Source organism: Gordonia hydrophobica NBRC 16057 (genome assembly GCF_001592365.1).
Classification (GTDB): Bacteria; Actinomycetota; Actinomycetes; order Mycobacteriales; family Mycobacteriaceae; genus Gordonia; species Gordonia hydrophobica.
The window spans coordinates 1-15,121 of the sequence record NZ_BCWU01000019.1 but is presented as its reverse complement, the minus strand read 5'-3'; the positions used below and the strand labels follow the sequence as shown (position 1 = coordinate 15,121).

At 61.7% G+C, this 15,121-nt stretch carries 15 protein-coding genes and 1 pseudogene; 8 read left to right on the top strand and 8 right to left on the bottom strand.

Translation table 11 applies throughout. The features are described 5' to 3' along the window. Positions 1 to 253: 253 nt before the first annotated feature. The gene (gene gdhA / locus GH2_RS20735; protein ID WP_066172529.1) at positions 254 to 1,597 is read left to right on the top strand and encodes an NADP-specific glutamate dehydrogenase; all 1,344 of its coding nucleotides are present in this window, start codon (positions 254 to 256) and stop codon (positions 1,595 to 1,597) included. A 74-nt stretch (positions 1,598 to 1,671) separates the two neighbouring features. On the opposite strand, the gene GH2_RS20730 is transcribed toward gdhA, so the two are convergent. From GH2_RS20730 to GH2_RS20720, 3 genes are all read right to left on the bottom strand, one after another. Further along, complete coding sequence (locus GH2_RS20730; protein ID WP_157086184.1) at positions 1,672 to 2,385, bottom strand: hypothetical protein; 714 nt, start codon at positions 2,383 to 2,385, stop codon at positions 1,672 to 1,674. Positions 2,386 to 2,468: 83 nt separating this feature from the next. Beyond that, on the bottom strand, positions 2,469 to 3,182 hold the full coding sequence (locus tag GH2_RS20725) for a hypothetical protein (RefSeq protein WP_066172471.1): 714 nt from the start codon (positions 3,180 to 3,182) through the stop codon (positions 2,469 to 2,471). Positions 3,183 to 3,236: 54 nt separating this feature from the next. After that, a complete protein-coding gene (locus GH2_RS20720; RefSeq protein WP_066172467.1) occupies positions 3,237 to 3,692 on the bottom strand; it encodes a MarR family transcriptional regulator in 456 nt (151 codons plus the stop codon). 504 nt (positions 3,693 to 4,196) lie between these two features. Here GH2_RS20720 and GH2_RS20715 point away from each other — a divergent pair. The 7 genes from GH2_RS20715 to GH2_RS20685 all read left to right on the top strand — a co-directional run bounded on the left by GH2_RS20715 (position 4,197) and on the right by GH2_RS20685 (position 10,458). Further along, positions 4,197 to 5,024, top strand: coding sequence for an ABC transporter substrate-binding protein (locus tag GH2_RS20715; RefSeq protein ID WP_174545377.1), 828 nt, complete (start codon positions 4,197 to 4,199; stop codon positions 5,022 to 5,024). A 7-nt stretch (positions 5,025 to 5,031) separates the two neighbouring features. Next, positions 5,032 to 6,072 carry a FecCD family ABC transporter permease gene (locus GH2_RS20710; protein WP_066172464.1) on the top strand — a complete coding sequence of 347 codons (1,041 nt, stop codon included), beginning with the start codon at positions 5,032 to 5,034 and terminating at the stop codon, positions 6,070 to 6,072. A 1-nt stretch (position 6,073) separates the two neighbouring features. After that, on the top strand, positions 6,074 to 6,871 hold the full coding sequence (locus GH2_RS20705) for an ABC transporter ATP-binding protein (protein WP_066172462.1): 798 nt from the start codon (positions 6,074 to 6,076) through the stop codon (positions 6,869 to 6,871). Then, positions 6,868 to 7,602 (top strand): (2Fe-2S) ferredoxin domain-containing protein, encoded by a 735-nt coding sequence (locus GH2_RS20700; protein ID WP_066172460.1) that lies wholly within the window; start codon positions 6,868 to 6,870, stop codon positions 7,600 to 7,602. The genes GH2_RS20705 and GH2_RS20700 overlap by 4 nt, the downstream gene beginning before the upstream one ends. Before the next feature lie 289 nt (positions 7,603 to 7,891). Continuing rightward, positions 7,892 to 8,233 (top strand): ArsR/SmtB family transcription factor, encoded by a 342-nt coding sequence (locus tag GH2_RS20695; protein WP_066172458.1) that lies wholly within the window; start codon positions 7,892 to 7,894, stop codon positions 8,231 to 8,233. A 174-nt stretch (positions 8,234 to 8,407) separates the two neighbouring features. Beyond that, a complete protein-coding gene (locus GH2_RS20690; RefSeq protein WP_066172521.1) occupies positions 8,408 to 9,442 on the top strand; it encodes an ABC transporter substrate-binding protein in 1,035 nt (344 codons plus the stop codon). Beyond that, positions 9,439 to 10,458 (top strand): FecCD family ABC transporter permease, encoded by a 1,020-nt coding sequence (locus tag GH2_RS20685; protein ID WP_157086183.1) that lies wholly within the window; start codon positions 9,439 to 9,441, stop codon positions 10,456 to 10,458. The genes GH2_RS20690 and GH2_RS20685 overlap by 4 nt, the downstream gene beginning before the upstream one ends. Before the next feature lie 380 nt (positions 10,459 to 10,838). Here the strand turns inward: GH2_RS20685 and GH2_RS22270 are convergent. From GH2_RS22270 to GH2_RS20655, 5 genes and pseudogenes are all read right to left on the bottom strand, one after another. Continuing rightward, a pseudogene (locus GH2_RS22270) lies at positions 10,839 to 11,381 on the bottom strand (ABC transporter ATP-binding protein); the annotation flags it as partial. 295 nt (positions 11,382 to 11,676) lie between these two features. Continuing rightward, positions 11,677 to 12,003: a nitrile hydratase accessory protein gene (locus tag GH2_RS20670; protein WP_066172449.1), complete on the bottom strand. Its 327-nt coding sequence runs from the start codon at positions 12,001 to 12,003 to the stop codon at positions 11,677 to 11,679. Next, positions 12,000 to 12,611: a nitrile hydratase subunit alpha gene (gene nthA / locus GH2_RS20665; protein WP_066172446.1), complete on the bottom strand. Its 612-nt coding sequence runs from the start codon at positions 12,609 to 12,611 to the stop codon at positions 12,000 to 12,002. The genes GH2_RS20670 and nthA overlap by 4 nt, the downstream gene beginning before the upstream one ends. Positions 12,612 to 12,625: 14 nt before the next feature. Beyond that, positions 12,626 to 13,489 (bottom strand): nitrile hydratase subunit beta, encoded by an 864-nt coding sequence (nthB, locus tag GH2_RS20660; protein ID WP_084247674.1) that lies wholly within the window; start codon positions 13,487 to 13,489, stop codon positions 12,626 to 12,628. A 508-nt stretch (positions 13,490 to 13,997) separates the two neighbouring features. Continuing rightward, complete coding sequence (locus GH2_RS20655) at positions 13,998 to 14,462, bottom strand: MarR family winged helix-turn-helix transcriptional regulator (protein WP_066172440.1); 465 nt, start codon at positions 14,460 to 14,462, stop codon at positions 13,998 to 14,000. Positions 14,463 to 15,121: the final 659 nt, after the last annotated feature.

The following is a 15,121-nucleotide window of genomic DNA, read 5'->3' as shown; positions in this document are numbered from 1 at the left end:
CCGGAAGCGTCGTCCGGCCGCCCCGAGCGCCACCCTCGCAGGTGCACCTGCGAGAATTGTCTCGTAACGGGCACCAATCCGCTACCACGAAATTGTGAGAAAACACGTGGTCAAACCCACAGAGTGTGCCTTCAGTTTCATTCACAGCCGGGATCGCCGATACAGTAAAGCCCGGAATTGGCCCAGTGGACCTAAATTTTGCGGTGTGCGCAGAGCCCAGCTCGTGCCGCGCACCAGTTGGGAGAACTACAGCATGACTGCATGGGACAGCGATCTCCAGGGTTGCTACGACGCCGTGATTCACCGCAACCCCGGTGAGCCTGAGTTCCATCAGGCCGTTCAGGAAGTCTTCGAGTCGCTGAGCCCCGTCATCGTCAAGCACCCGGAGTACCGGGACATCCTGACGCGCATGTGCGAGCCTGAGCGCCAGATCATCTTCCGCGTCCCGTGGACCGACGATTCCGGCCAGGTCCAGATCAACCGCGGGTTCCGCGTCGAGTTCAACTCGGCCCTCGGCCCCTACAAGGGCGGCCTGCGGTTCCACCCGTCGGTGAACCTCTCGATCGTCAAGTTCCTCGGCTTCGAGCAGATCTTCAAGAACGCCCTCACCGGACTGCCCATCGGCGGCGGCAAGGGCGGCTCGGACTTCGATCCCAAGGGGCGTTCCGACCGTGAGGTCATGCGCTTCTGCCAGTCGTTCATGACCGAGCTGTACCGCCACATCGGCGAGTACACCGACGTCCCCGCGGGCGACATCGGCGTCGGCGGCCGCGAGATCGGCTACCTGTTCGGCCAGTACAAGCGCATCACCAACCGCTACGAGTCCGGCGTCCTGACCGGCAAGGGGCTGTCGTGGGGCGGCTCGCAGGTCCGCCCGGAGGCCACCGGTTACGGCGCCGTGTTCTTCGTCGACGAGATGCTCAAGGCCAAGGGCGACAGCTTCGAGGGCAAGAAGGTTCTGGTCTCCGGTTCGGGCAACGTCGCGACCTACGCGATCGAGAAGATCCACCAGCTCGGCGGCACCGTGATCGCCTGCTCAGACTCGTCCGGCTACGTCGTCGACGACAAGGGCATCGACCTCGACGTCCTCAAGGAAGTCAAGCAGGTCCGTCGCGCACGGCTGAGTGAGTACGTGGACCTGCGCGGCAACGGCACCCGCGTAGTCTCCGAGGGCACGTTGTGGCAGGTCCCCGCCGACATCGCACTCCCCTGCGCCACCCAGAACGAGCTCGACGAGAACGATGCCGAGGCACTGGTGAAGAACGGCTGCAAGATCGTGGCCGAGGGCGCGAACATGCCCACCACCCCCGAGGCGATCAAGATCCTGCAGCAGGCCGGCATCGGCTTCGCCCCGGGCAAGGCCGCCAACGCGGGCGGTGTCGCCACCTCCGCACTGGAGATGCAGCAGAACGCCTCGCGTGACTCGTGGAGCTTCGAGTACGCCGAGGACCGCCTGAGCAGCATCATGCGGACCCTGCACCACAACTGCCTGACCACCGCCGACGAGTACGACGAGCCCGGTAACTACACCCTGGGCGCCAACGTCGCGGGCTTCGTGAAGGTTGCCGACGCCATGAGCGCACTGGGCGTCATCTAAGCACTACCGCAAGACACGACGAAGGGTCCCTCCGCGCGGAGGGACCCTTCGTCGTCTGCCTGACTCGTGCTCGCCTACGACGTCTTCTCCGACACCCTTCCGATCGCCTTGGCGAAGAAGGCGTTGAAGGCGGCGAGGTCGGGACTGTTGCCCGCGGTGTCGCTGGTCTGCACGCTGACGAGGTACCCGTTCACCTCGGCGAGGCCGAGGACCACCGCCGTGCGTGTGGTCGACCCGGCCAGCTCGACTGTCGACGACTGCTGGACCACCACGGCGGCGTCGGCGGCCGTCTTGGGCCCGTCCAGGACCTTCGACGTGGTCGTGGCCTTGGCTCCGCTGGCCGAGCCTTCGGTGACCTCGATCGTCAACGTGGAGCACTCCCCGTCGGCACGCTGACGCACCTCGTCGACCTTGCCGTCGACCGCGGCGACCGTCTCCACCAGAATCGACGACGTCTTCATGGCGACCGTGGAGCCGACCTGGTCAGCTGCGACGTCTGCGGGGTACACACTCAGATGCTTGCACTTCGACGGCGTGATCTTGGCGTTTCGCGTCGACACCCCCATGGTGTCGGCGAACTGCTGTGCCTGGTCCTTCGGAACCTGAACCAGTTGGTATCCGGACGGCAGCTCGGCTTTGCCGAGCATGAGGGAAGCGATCACGGCGGGGTCCGCGTTCGGCGTCGCCGACAGCTCCGCCCCGCCGACATCGGCACCGTCGGAGTTGCACGCCGTCGCCATCAGCAGCGCGGCGCTCACCGCCGCCGTCACACCAGCGACCCTCGTCATCGTCTTCACCGGACAAAGCCCCTATCTCTGATTCTTCGACGAGACCATCCTTGCCGACCGCAGTGCACGGCCGATCACCGGTGTCAGGAAGCGGCCTTGTCCACCGCGCGGGTGAGGATCTGCGTGAAGAGGCCGCGGTCCACGGGACCGTCGCCGTCGACCGGCGTCATCTCGACCGTGATCAGAAAATCGTTGACCACGGCACTACCTGCCAGCAGCTGCTTGGTCCCGCTTCGGGCCCCGTTGACCGTGTGGCTGGTGCTCTCGACGACGAGCAGCTGGTCGGCACTGTCGAAACCGGTCAGATTCAGTACCTCGTGGCGGACGTCGATCTCAGCGCCCTTGATCGGACCGGTGGTCACTGCGACCCGGACGTGTGCGCAGTCGCCGGCGACGCGGTCGCGCACTCGGCCGAAGTCGACGCCACCGTCGACGGCGGCGACGGGCTGCACGGACTGGCTGACCGAGAACTCGGAGGTGGTCGCCGCCATGACTCCGGTGGTCTTCGGATCCACCGAGCCGACCATCGAACCGGGTGCAGCACAGGTCTTGGGACTCACCTCGACGTTCTTGGTGGAGTCGTGAAGCTGGTCGGTGACCTGCTGCAGTTCATCGGCGCCGAGCTTGGACACGGTGAAGCCGTCGGGCAGTTCGCTCTGGGTCAGAACGAGGTCGGTGGCGCGATGATCCGTGCCGTCGCTGCTGCAGCCCGCGGTCGCCGCGACCACCGCAGCTCCCACAAGCACGCCGACGCAGAGTCGGTTGGTCACGGTGCGCTTGCTACGACTGCTGCCCATGACAGTGAATGTACTGGTGCCGGACGGGCGGGGCTCTGAACGGGGTTCGATCGATCAGCGCGCCGTGTCGGCGACGACCTGCGCCAGTGCGGCCGTTACGCTGTCGGCGTCGGCGGCCAAAATCGATCGGAGCGCGAGGTCGAGTGCCTGCACCTCGGACCGCATCGCCGCGTGCCGCTCGCGTCCCAGTGCACTGATCCGCACTTCCACCTTGCGGCGGTCCACCGCGCTCGGCGCACGATAGACCAGCGAACTGGTGACGAGTCGGTCCACCGCGCGCGTCAGCGAGGCGCCGGAGGCCAGTGTCTGTTGCGAGATCGCCGACATGGCGATCCCGTCTGCGGAATCGAGCGCGTCCAGAATCAACCACTCGTCGACGGTGAGGTCGTGGCGCGCACCGATCGCGGTCAACGCCGCCGACGTCGCCTGCGCACCGAGCAGAAGGTGCTTCACCAGATCGGTCGACGCACCGACGGCGGAGGTATGGACGGCACCGACGGTGTCGCTCATCTGGTACCTCCCACCCGGTCGGACTCATTGATCGGACGTCTTGCAAACAGTTACCCTACAGATTAGTGCAGACGCTGTGAAACACCTCAAACTCCGTGCAAGCTGTGAGGTGCATCGTCACCGAGGAGGCCGAATGCCACGGGTGATGTCCGCCGCGCCACCCTTCCGCATCGGCATCGTGATCCCGTTGCAGGGCCCGGGCGGCATCTGCTGAAGGTTCGACGGGTCGCGCCCGTGACACTTACCCGTTCGAGGAAGATTCACCAAAGTCGTCACGCCCGTTCACCCAATCCCCTAAAGTCGCCATTAATTCCATCTGGAATTATTTCTTCTGACACTTCTGAATAGGAGTTCGCTGTGCGCACTCTCTTCAAGTCTGCCGCGCATAGGTTCGCGGCGGCGGGCGGTTTGGCTGTGGTCATAGCGGTGACCGGCTGTAGCAGCGCCGAGACTGACGATCCGGCTGCGGCCATCACTGTCGAGAACTGCGGTCGAACCATTACGATGGCCGCCCCAGCCAAGGCAGCAGTCACCGTCAATCAGGGAGCCACAGAGTCAGCACTGGCGATCGGCGCTGGGGGACAGATGGCGGGCACCGCATACCTCGACGACCAGATCTCACCTCGGTGGGCCGACGCCTACCGACAGATTCCTGTGCTGTCCAGCAAATACCCCGATCGAGAAACGCTGCTGAAGACCCGGCCCGACCTGGTCGCATCATCGTATGCGTCGGCGTTCGATGACAAAGCGTTGGGCTCCCAGGCTTCCCTCGCCGACCTCGGAGTCTCAAGTTACGTCTCACCCTTCGGGTGCGATGACAAGTCTCATCGACCAGCACCGTCCTGGGACGCCATCGCAGGCGAGACCAGCGACTATGGTGTGCTATTCGGGCGCACTGAGCAGGCAGATCAGGTGAACGCGCGCCTGCGCGCAACCCTCGACACGCTGAAGACGACCAACGCGGGTGCAGGCACATCCGTGATGTGGTGGGACGCCAAAACCGACAGCCCGTCGGTCGGTGGCCGCGACGGCGGTCCGCAACTTGTCATGGATGCTGTCGGCGCCACCAACGCCTTCCACCATCTATCGGGCAACTGGGCGGATACCGGTTGGGAAGCGGTCCTGACTGCGAACCCTGACGTGATCGTCCTGATCGACGCCGATTGGGATCCTGCCGACGCTAAACGGAAGTACCTCGAATCAGATCCCGCCCTCCAAGACCTCGACGCGGTGAGAAACGCCTCGTACGTGGTGATCCCGTTCTCCGAAAGCACCCCCGGCGCCCGAATGATCGACGGCGCAGTGCGACTATCCGACGCCCTCGGAAAGTAGCTGTGGCGTGCGCCCACAGATCCGCGGAACGTCCGGCCTCACGCTGACGGTAGCCGGGCTGACCGCGCTACTGCTGGTCAGTTTAGGGCTTGGCGTGGTCATCGGATCGGCCGACCTATCGCTCTCAACCGTGATCGACGCCGTTCTCAGCCGCCTCGGGGTGGGTCCGGGCATCGACATCCTCGACGAGCACATCGTCGTCGACCTTCGACTGCCGCGCATGGTTGGTGCCGCCGTCGTAGGCGCAGGGCTATCGGTGTGCGGCGCGGTCTTACAATCACTGACCGGTAATCAACTCGCCGACCCCTATATCCTCGGAATGTCTGGCGGCGCGGCGTTAGGCGCGTCGATCATCCTCGGCACTGGACTCGGGCTCGGCAGCATGGCTGGCGGCCCCACCATCGCGCTCGCCGCCTTCATCGGGTCGATGTCGGCATTAGTACTGGTCTTCGCGATCTCGGTCACCCGCGGCGGAGCTCTCATGCCAGGCCGCCTCATCCTCGCCGGTGTCGCGGTGGGCCAATTGACTGCCGCTCTCAGCGCAGGCCTGGTCTACTTCGGCCCACACGGAACCGCCGACCGCGTCATGCTCTGGTCGCTAGGGTCGGTCGCAGGTGTCCGCTGGAATACACTCTTACTCAGTGTCACTGTGACCACACTGACGGTGCTCGTCGTCCTGTCTTATGCGCGGACCCTCGACACCTTCGCCTTCGGCGAACGATCAGCAGCAGGCCTGGGTACCAACGTCGTCCGCATCCGCTGGACTCTCTACGCCTTAGTCTCGCTTTGCACCGCTGTCCTGGTGTCAATATCAGGGATCATCGGCTTTGTCGGCCTAGTGGTTCCTCACGCTGTGCGCTTCTTCGTCGGACCGCTCCACGCGCGCGTCCTCCCGCTCGCCATCCTCACCGGCGCGCTGATCGTCGCCTGGGCTGACATCCTCGCCCGCACCCTCCTACCGGACCGCGAACTCCCCCTCGGCCTGGTCACATCAGCCATCGGCGTGCCCGCATTCATCTGGCTCCTACGCCGGCAGAAAGGTATCTGACATGACCATCGAAGTCTGCGGCGTCGATTTCTCCCGCGGCGACAGTCGTATCCTCCACGACATCAATTGCGGCGCACGCGCCGGCGAATTCACCGGAATCATCGGCCCCAACGGTTCAGGCAAATCAACCCTGCTATCGCTGATGGTGCGTTGGCAACAACCCGACCGAGGACATGTTCTCCTCAATGGCCGCGACCTCCGCCACGTCGGAAGACTCGACTTCGCCCGCACCGTAGCCGAAGTCGAGCAACACGCCACAACAGTGATGGAACTGACCGTCGAGCAGATCGTGGAATTGGGAACCATCCCCCACACCGGCAGTTGGGGACGCCCGCTTGGAGAATCCCCCGAAGAAGTTGACGGTGCGATCACAATGCTCGGTCTCGACAGTCTCCGGCACCGCACCTGGCATACCCTGTCCGGCGGTGAACGGCAGAAGACACAAGTCGCGCGGGCTCTAGCTCAGCGACCGACGATCCTGGTCCTCGACGAACCAACCAACCACCTCGACATCGCCGCCGGCCTCCACTTGCTCGGCCAACTTCGACGGCTCAACCTCACTGTCATCGCCGCAATCCACGATCTCGACCTCGCCGCCATGTTCTGCGACCGCCTGATAGTTCTCCACAATGGCACCGTCCACGCCATCGGCACCCCCACCGAAGTCCTCACGCCAGAGTTACTCGCCGAGGTCTATGGCATCGATGCGGAGGTACTCGTACATCCGCGAACCGGCGGTCCACTCGTCGTACCGTGCACCCCTTCTCACCAACAGACCCCAGTCCGGATAACCGCATGAATACCGCCGCAGACTGGGTCATCATCACCACTCCAACGAACCGCGGCGCTGATCCCACCGCAGAACTTGCCACCGCTCTAGCGAAACTACGGACCCACCGACCCCAGGCGGTGTACCGGGTCGCAGTACTGGGCGGCGCAGCGCCGACAGTCACCGAAGTCCTCGACGAGGCTGCGGCAGCAGGCGCGCAGCGGATCATAGTACTCAGCGGTCAGACCCTCACAGACCGCGCCATGGCAGCCTGGTTCCGGCGTGTCGTCGGCCATTGGCTACGAACACGTCCGGTTGACGCACACGTGCCGGAGATCAGGATTGGCCCCTCGCTCTGCGACGGTGCACACTACGCCGACCTGATTGCCGCAGCGCTCGACCACGGCGGCAAACCCGCAACCACAGCTGTCGCCCCGCTCACATCCCCCCTATGGACGAAGATCCCGACCTTCAGCAAGCACGTCCTCGTCTGCCGCGGACCGCGATGCTCTGCACAAGGCGCGGGGGAGACCGCCGCTGCGCTCAGCAGCGGCCTCGACAACCGCAAGATGGCGGACGACATCGTTCTCGTCACTCTCACTGGCTGCCTGTTCCCGTGTGTCCAAGCACCTGTCGTCACCGTCTATCCCGACAACATTTGGTATGCCCAGCTCACCGCAGATCGTGTCGGAAGGCTTATCGACCAGCATCTGCGCGACGGCCAACCGATCTCCGACTGGCTAGGAACGCGCCAGGACTGAGCACGCCCGACTGATCCACGGTGGCCAGCCACCTCCCAGCGCTCCACGCTGATCCGTTCGAACTCATTTTCAGCGACCTAGTCGAACTTCGACACGCACTTCGGCGTCGTCATCTATCGTTGTAACTGTTCATCTATGAATTATTTCATTTGAAAGCCCCGAAGGAGTTGAGCAATGATCGCCGGAGATCACCTCGGGCACAAGCGCACAGGGGGAGAAGTCGCAGTCGGGAGATACTCCAGTGGCCTACCGCGGTCTCCCACCCGCACCTCTGTGGTTGACTACAGACATGGGACATTGGCCGGTCAGCGATTCACCTGCGGTGCCATTGAGCGCGGAACTCGCATCCACAGTCGCGGAAACGCTGCAGGCGTTGACTTCTCCGAGCCGGCTACGCATACTCGCCCGGCTCACAACAGGCGAATGCTCCGTCTCCGAACTTGCCGAGGCTGTCGGGATGGAGCAGTCAGCGGTGTCGCACCAACTGCGAGTCCTCCGTTCCCTCGGCCTGGTCCGTGGCGAGCGTTCAGGTCGGACGGTTGTCTACAGGCTTTTCGACCACCATGTCGCCACCCTTCTGAAAGAAGCCACGTACCACGTTGAGCACTGGCGACTCGGCATCAAGGATTAGTCGCAACACCTCACGTCTGTACATCTCATAGTTTCCACCGAGTGCGTTGCACGAGCAGGGTGTCCCAACGACCCGTGGATGCCAGTCGTCAATGATCAACTTCCTCAAGCTGGCCAAAGCGTGAGGACGAAAACCCCCTCAGTTCGCCATTTCGCGCTAGAAAGCATACAACCCATGCAATCACGTACACCGCGCCTATTCGCAGGCCTTCTATTGACCACAGCTGCGGTCCTTGCCTCCTGCACATCGGCATCGGATGAATCCGGCCCCGGCGCTTCCACCGCCAACGGATATCCGGTGAAAATCAACAACTGTGGCCGAGAGGTAACCGTCGACAAGCCTCCACAGCAAGCTGTCTCACTGAACCAGGCATCCACTGAGATCCTACTATCGCTCGGTTTGGCAGACCGGATGGTCGGCACCGCCACGTGGACCGACCCGGTGAAACCGAACCTTGAAGACGAGAACCGAAAGGTCGAGCGCCTGGCCGACAACGCTCCTTCGCTGGAACGAGTCCTGGAGAAAGAACCAGACATCGTGACAGCCTCACTCAATAACACACTCGGCGACGGCGGAGTTACGACACCTCAACGTCTTGAAAAGCTCGGGGTCCCCTCTTACGTATCTCCCTCCGAATGCAGTAAACGCGACGCTAAGAGCGTAGACGGAGCCCGGAAAAGCCGACTCGAGATCGACACGATCTACCAGGAGATCAATGAGCTGGCGAAAATCTTCGGAACTCCCGCGAAGGGAACTGAGCTCGTTGAATCCCTACGAGCGAGAATGAGGAAGGCCGCCGATACAGCCCCTAAAAACGACACCAGCGTGTTGTTCTGGTTTGCTAACAGCGAATCTCCTTATATGGCGGGCTGCTGTGGCGCTCCAGGGATTATCAGCCGAACGCTAGGCCTCAAGAACGTTTTTGAAGACAGCACTGAGGAGTGGCCCCAGATCAGCTGGGAAACGGTCGCCGCACGCAATCCCGATGTCATGATAATCGGTGACCTGACTCGCAGGAGTGAGACCGCTGAGACTGCGACGGAGAAGATCAAGTTCTTGAAGTCGAATCCTGTCACGCGGGAGATGGAGGCGGTCAAGAACGACCGCTTCATCGCGCTCGCGGGCGGCGCGATGAATCCGTCGATTCGTACGGCCGACGGTACAGAGCTGATCGCGGCCAGGCTGCAGAAGCTGGACCCAACACGGTGATTTTGGTTCGACGCACGTGGTTTCTCAGCCTACTCGGCTTGGTGATCCTCAGCGGATCAGTTGCGGTAGCAGTGACCATTGGACCTTCTGATATCAGCCCATCCCAAGCTGTTGACGTCGTCCGATCGCACCTCTTCGGCGGCAGTTCCGGGCTCACTCCGATCAAGGAAGCCATCGTCTGGAATCTTCGCTTGCCCAGAACACTGCTAGCAGCTGCCTGCGGTGCCGGCTTGGCGGTGTGCGGCGTCATCCTGCAGTCATTGCTGAGAAATCCGCTCGCCGATCCATTCATTCTGGGAATCTCGTCCGGAGCATCGACTGGTGCCGTCGTTGTCGTGATCCTAGGAATCGGAGCCGGGACATTAGGATTGGCCGGCGGGGCATTCATCGGATCACTAGTGGCGTTCGGGATCGTACTCTTGCTTGCTACCGCCGCCGGCGGAACAACCGACCGAGTGGTCCTCGCCGGTGTCGCAGGCACTCAACTGTTCTCGGCGTTGACATCGTTCATCGTGTTCACCTCCGCGGACGCAGAGCAAACCCGAGGCGTCCTATTCTGGCTATTGGGCTCGCTTGCCAACGCTTCCTGGACCGACGTGTGGATCGTGAGTGGATTGGCTCTGCTTGGCTTGATCGCCTGCATCGCTTCCGCTGCATCGTTGGATGCTTTCGCCTTCGGCGAGACCTCTGCAGCTTCACTCGGTGTGAACGTGACAGCGATCCGTGCTTCTCTACTCATCCTAACCGCTCTGATGACGGCGGCAATCGTCAGCACGTCGGGAGCCATCGGATTCGTCGGGTTGGTCCTACCACACATCGCTCGCATACTCGTGGGTACATCGCATCGCCACCTAATACCGATATCCGCCCTTACCGGCGCAGTCTTCCTGGTTTGGGTCGATACCGCTGCTCGAACTGTCATTGATCCCCAAGAGTTGCCCGTCGGCGTGGCGACCGCCCTCATCGGCGTTCCCGTGTTCGCGCTCATACTCCTACGTGGAACGGCAAAAGCATGAGGCCGGTTACCCGTTAGCTGTAGCCGACCATCTTCTGGACCCTCGCCCCGCCGCGTTGCACCTCGCCGCAACGAGGCGGGGTGCATCATCTCGTCAGATCAGATCAGCACCTTACGCGTCGAGGTCGTCAGCCCCGTCCAACGAACATGGGGGCGGTCAACGCGCGGATGCGGTTCCACGTCACCGTCGACCCCGTAGACGCGGTCGAGAAGGTCCGGTGTGATGACCTTGTCGACCGACCCGCTGGCAACCACCTCTCCGCGATCAAGGACGACCGCTCGATCACAGAACGCCGCCGCAAGCTCCAAATCATGGAGTGCAGCAACAGTACTCAATCCTAAGGATCGAATTCGGGTGAGGAAATCTATCTGATGGTGCAGGTCCAGGTGATTTGTCGGCTCATCGAGCAGAAGTAGGGAAGGCTGCTGCGCCAAGGCCCGTGCCAATTGGGTACGTTGCCGCTCGCCGCCGGAGAGAGTTGCCCACGACCTGTCGGAAATGGCCGATACCTCAGCGATCTCCATTGCTTCGTCGATAACCGAATGCAGGTGAAACGGCACTCCACGCTGGCGATGAGGAATCCGGCCCAATTCGACCACTTGCCTCACTGTCAGGACCGTCTCAGTTTGAGCATGCTGCTCCACAAGAGCCAACAGTTTCGCACGTTCACGAGTCCGAATACCGTGCAGATCTCGTTGCGCACCACCCGGTTCGATGACAGTGACAGTTCCAGACGTCGGGCGCCGAACACCAGCCAATACCGATAGCAGCGTGGTCTTCCCCGAGCCATTGGGTCCCAGAAGTGCCGTTATCTCCCCCGGTTCACCGGATGCGGTGACTCCACGCAGAATCTCTGTCGCCCCGACATTCCAATGCACGTTATCAACTCGCCACGTCAGTCCCGAGCTAGTCACACAGGTCATCAAACCTCCAGGATGATCCGAATCGGCTGTTCCTTCGATGCCGCCGTAGAATGCCATTGTGCGCCAGCCTCCAACTCCGACGTCACAAGCGCGTACAACGACTCGAAACTGACAGCCTCCCAATTACTTCCCGAAACAATTGTTTCATACGAAGATAAGGGTCTGCCGCTGAACCGCTGCAGCATCAGTGTCGAAAGCTACCGATCCGGACTGCTCTACAGCGTAAGTCGGCCTCGCGTGTGAAGTACACGCGAGGCCGACTCCCTCACTCCGGATCACCGCAGACCCGGACTCCTCACTCGATAATCTCGAGCTTCGCCATCTCGGCACGAATGTCTTCCTCAGACACCATGCCGGAGTCGATCACTGCCGCCTCAAGTGCTTTGGCCCAACTCTCGTAGTAGGCCTCGCACCCGTTCGCGTCCGCGATCTTCTCGATCAACCTCTGTCGGAAGAACTCCCACTCGTAGGACTTCTGGTCTGAGAGACCCACAGCTATGCCGAATGCGGTGGCTTCCCACGGCTCAGTGAAGAGCAGTTCACCGTTATCGCGAGGAGGCGCACCCTTGCCCTCGGCAGGTAGCCGATCCGTCAGCGTTTCTGTGCTGTCGGCCGCGGTCATGCCACGACCTCTTCCGGCTTAAGCGCATGGGCGACACCGATCATCGAGTCCCGCGAGACCAGTTTCGTGAGTTCCTCCGCACTCCAACCCTCGGTCCCCTCGGGGCGTTCGGGAACGACGACGTATCGTCGTTCCGAACTACTATCCCAAACCTTGAGATCAACATCGTCCGGAACATCAAGACTGAAGTCTCGCTTCAAGACGCCCCGAGGATCCACGACGACGCGAGAGCGGTACTCCATGCTCTTGTACCAGGCCGGTGGAAGTCCCAGAATCGGCCACGGATAGCACGAGCACAGCGTGCACACCACGACATGGTGGGTAGAGCTGTCGTTGAACACCGCTTCGATCTCGTGGGCCTGCTCACCGGCATAGCCCATGTCTGCCATCGCAGCGGTAGCGTCCCGCTTCAGCCAGTCGGCGTACTCGGGATCAGTCCAAGCCTTGGCGACGATTTTCGCTCCGCCCATAGGGCCGACGTCGTTCTCATAGTAGGAGACAACACGATCGACTGCGGCAGGCGTGATCAGTCCGCGTTCATAGAGAAGCGTCTCGATGGCCTTCGTCCGTGCTTCGTACTCGGTGTACTTGTTGACATGCTCACTCATGATTTGTCCTCGTTTCAGGCCGCGACCAGGTAGGGTTCCCAGAGATCGACATAGACCGTGTCACGGTCGTTGCCGTCCTCACCCCACAGCTCTCGCGAGGTGAACTCCACTGTGTAGAGCGGGCGTGCATCGCCGGCCAGCTCCAGGTAAGTGGTCTCCGGGTACAACTGGCAGCCGTGGTAGTTGGAGATCTTTCCTGTTCGTGCACGGACGAACTTCGGGCAACGGCTGTGCCCCAGAGGATTCATGTTCTTGACGAGCACTTCGTCGCCAATCGTGAATCCGGGCTCGGGTCCTTCGCGCTTGAGCGAGTGCGGCGTATGCATCCGGTCAATCGCCTCTTGAATCTGCGCCTCGTCGAATTCCTGGTAAGGCGGACGATCCACGTACCGGCCGTCCAGAATCTCCTCGACCCGGTGCTTACGCTCTTCCTCCGTGAAGTAACGGTCGGAGACAAGAATCCGCTCCGCCGCGCTGAGCCAGTGCGTGTAGTACGAGTCGCGCAACTCGTTCACGTAGTTCTCGTTACCCATCATCTCGCGGTAGAAGCGCGACTTGTCCCACCATGAAATGCCCTTGAGGTGCATCCAGGTCAAGATCGACAACGTACGTCCCTCCCACTCGTGGTGGAAGAATGGCTCGGTCTTCTGGTAAGGAACCGGGCCGTAACCCGTCATTCCTCCGCAGTCATGGATTCCATCCACTTGACTTCTCCAATCTGGGCGATCCGATTTCAACGCGCCCGATGCGCGATGCTCGGCGTTCCTGTTGCGGCACTCCCAGCGGAACTCACCGAGATGCACCACACTTGTCGGTGACGCAGTAACTAGCGTCACATAATTAGTACTTTCTCTATGAACGAATGTCAAGGTGTTCATACATTCGGGTTGGAACGATGGCGGAAATCAGTGAGCAGACCACCTTCATCGCCCACTCAGGAGCGTGAGCCGCTCCGCGCGGGCCGATCTGATTGATTCTCGTTCAAACCAGTCTCAGCCCCTTCAACTCATCGAAATCTCCAGGATGACAGTCCTCTATATGCACAGTCGGCGGACCAAGTCGCCGAAGTCCGATCCCCATCCGAGAACCATCTCGGCTGCATGGCGAACCAGCCCTCAGAAGATGCCAGACCGAAGACCACGGGTTTCTCGGACCGAACCAGCGATGGCGGCTGCCACAGATGACGACGCTCCCTACACAGTGATCCGGCTCGGCTCACGCCAACAATCGCTCGACGCAAATTTCCCGGACGAATAAACCTGTTGCATTCGTGGGGCCGTCAACACGGCGCAAGGCGGTCGATTCACCGAGCTCGCCGCCGCTAGCGGGACCCGCCGCCCACCACGAACGTTGCGGTCAGAGCGGCAACCAATCCCCGCCGGACCGTCAGCCAGTCGGCCACTCATGGCACATCGCCCGCATCCCCGACAACACCTCTTCGGGCAGACCGCGAATAAGCGCAGTCTCAGCTGCAATAACCGCAGCACGTGTGCTCTGATGGCATTCGAGTCCGCGCTTGGAAGCATGGACGAAGAGTCGGCGCCGGTCCGTGTCGTCAGCAAGCCTGAAAGCAAGTGCATTCCCGACGAGATGATCAACGATTTTCGTCACGGTTGGAGGAGGCGTCGACAACGTCCTTGCAATGTCGTTCATCGCAACGCCGTCTCGTCGGACGATCAGGTCGAGCGCGTACCAGTGATCCGCAGAAAGAGGGACGTCAGTCTCCCGAAGCACCGCGTCGACGCCACGGACTACCGTACGACCGACGGACGCGAGCAGGCCCCCCATCGGTACATCGAGCGAACCGTCTGTCGAGGTGGAGCTTGCGATAGTCATGTCGGTTTCCTTCATGACGCCCTCTCGTGTTCTCTCAGCAGCCCGCTGCTCTTCGACGAGCAGAATGCGGACCGGCCTTCCCGACAGACCCGGTACCGAGGCGCCTTCCGGCACTCCGCTTGCCTTAACGGAGATTAACACACAACAGCCAACACTTCATGCGTGAAGCGTCTTGCCCAAGGGCATCTATACGCAACGCGCCACCACGTGCCGCTGATGCGGCTCAATCGCCATGACTCAGGCGGCTCCTCTTAGCGCCGTTGAGTTCCAAGCTTCAGCGCCCGCTCCGTCGGCGATCTAAGACAGCACCCTCGCTAACCAGGGTCAAGGGGCCCTGTCGCCCCTCAAGCAGAAGTGCCTCTAGGTGCGGCTGGCATCCTCGCACCAACCCATGAACCCATTGACATCAGTTCACATATGAAGTAGTTATTGAGCGTCCCGCGTGTCGGGGCCAACTAAAACCGTACGATGGTCTTCGCGAGACACCTGAGGGTTCCGTAACCATCTTGATCTCGAGACTGAGGAAGCAGAGCAGATGGCTGACCACGTAACGTCCTTGTCTAAGGTGTACCCGCCCTCCGCAGAGTTCGCCGCGAATGCCAATGCGTCAGCCGACATCTACGATCGCGCCGCGGCCGATCCGCTCGCGTTCTGGGCGCAGCAGGCGCAGCGTC

Bases quoted from the DNA above. Each gene is read 5' to 3' on its own strand.
- gdhA (WP_066172529.1), top strand. From the start codon at position 254: ATGACTGCATGGGACAGCGATCTCCAGGGTTGCTACGACGCCGTGATT.
- GH2_RS20730 (WP_157086184.1), bottom strand. From the start codon at position 2,385: ATGACGAGGGTCGCTGGTGTGACGGCGGCGGTGAGCGCCGCGCTGCTG.
- GH2_RS20725 (WP_066172471.1), bottom strand. From the start codon at position 3,182: ATGGGCAGCAGTCGTAGCAAGCGCACCGTGACCAACCGACTCTGCGTC.
- GH2_RS20720 (WP_066172467.1), bottom strand. From the start codon at position 3,692: ATGAGCGACACCGTCGGTGCCGTCCATACCTCCGCCGTCGGTGCGTCG.
- GH2_RS20715 (WP_174545377.1), top strand. From the start codon at position 4,197: ATGGCCGCCCCAGCCAAGGCAGCAGTCACCGTCAATCAGGGAGCCACA.
- GH2_RS20705 (WP_066172462.1), top strand. From the start codon at position 6,074: ATGACCATCGAAGTCTGCGGCGTCGATTTCTCCCGCGGCGACAGTCGT.
- GH2_RS20700 (WP_066172460.1), top strand. From the start codon at position 6,868: ATGAATACCGCCGCAGACTGGGTCATCATCACCACTCCAACGAACCGC.
- GH2_RS20695 (WP_066172458.1), top strand. From the start codon at position 7,892: ATGGGACATTGGCCGGTCAGCGATTCACCTGCGGTGCCATTGAGCGCG.
- GH2_RS20690 (WP_066172521.1), top strand. From the start codon at position 8,408: ATGCAATCACGTACACCGCGCCTATTCGCAGGCCTTCTATTGACCACA.
- GH2_RS20670 (WP_066172449.1), bottom strand. From the start codon at position 12,003: ATGACCGCGGCCGACAGCACAGAAACGCTGACGGATCGGCTACCTGCC.
- nthA (WP_066172446.1), bottom strand. From the start codon at position 12,611: ATGAGTGAGCATGTCAACAAGTACACCGAGTACGAAGCACGGACGAAG.
- nthB (WP_084247674.1), bottom strand. From the start codon at position 13,489: ATGAACACCTTGACATTCGTTCATAGAGAAAGTACTAATTATGTGACG.
- GH2_RS20655 (WP_066172440.1), bottom strand. From the start codon at position 14,462: ATGAAGGAAACCGACATGACTATCGCAAGCTCCACCTCGACAGACGGT.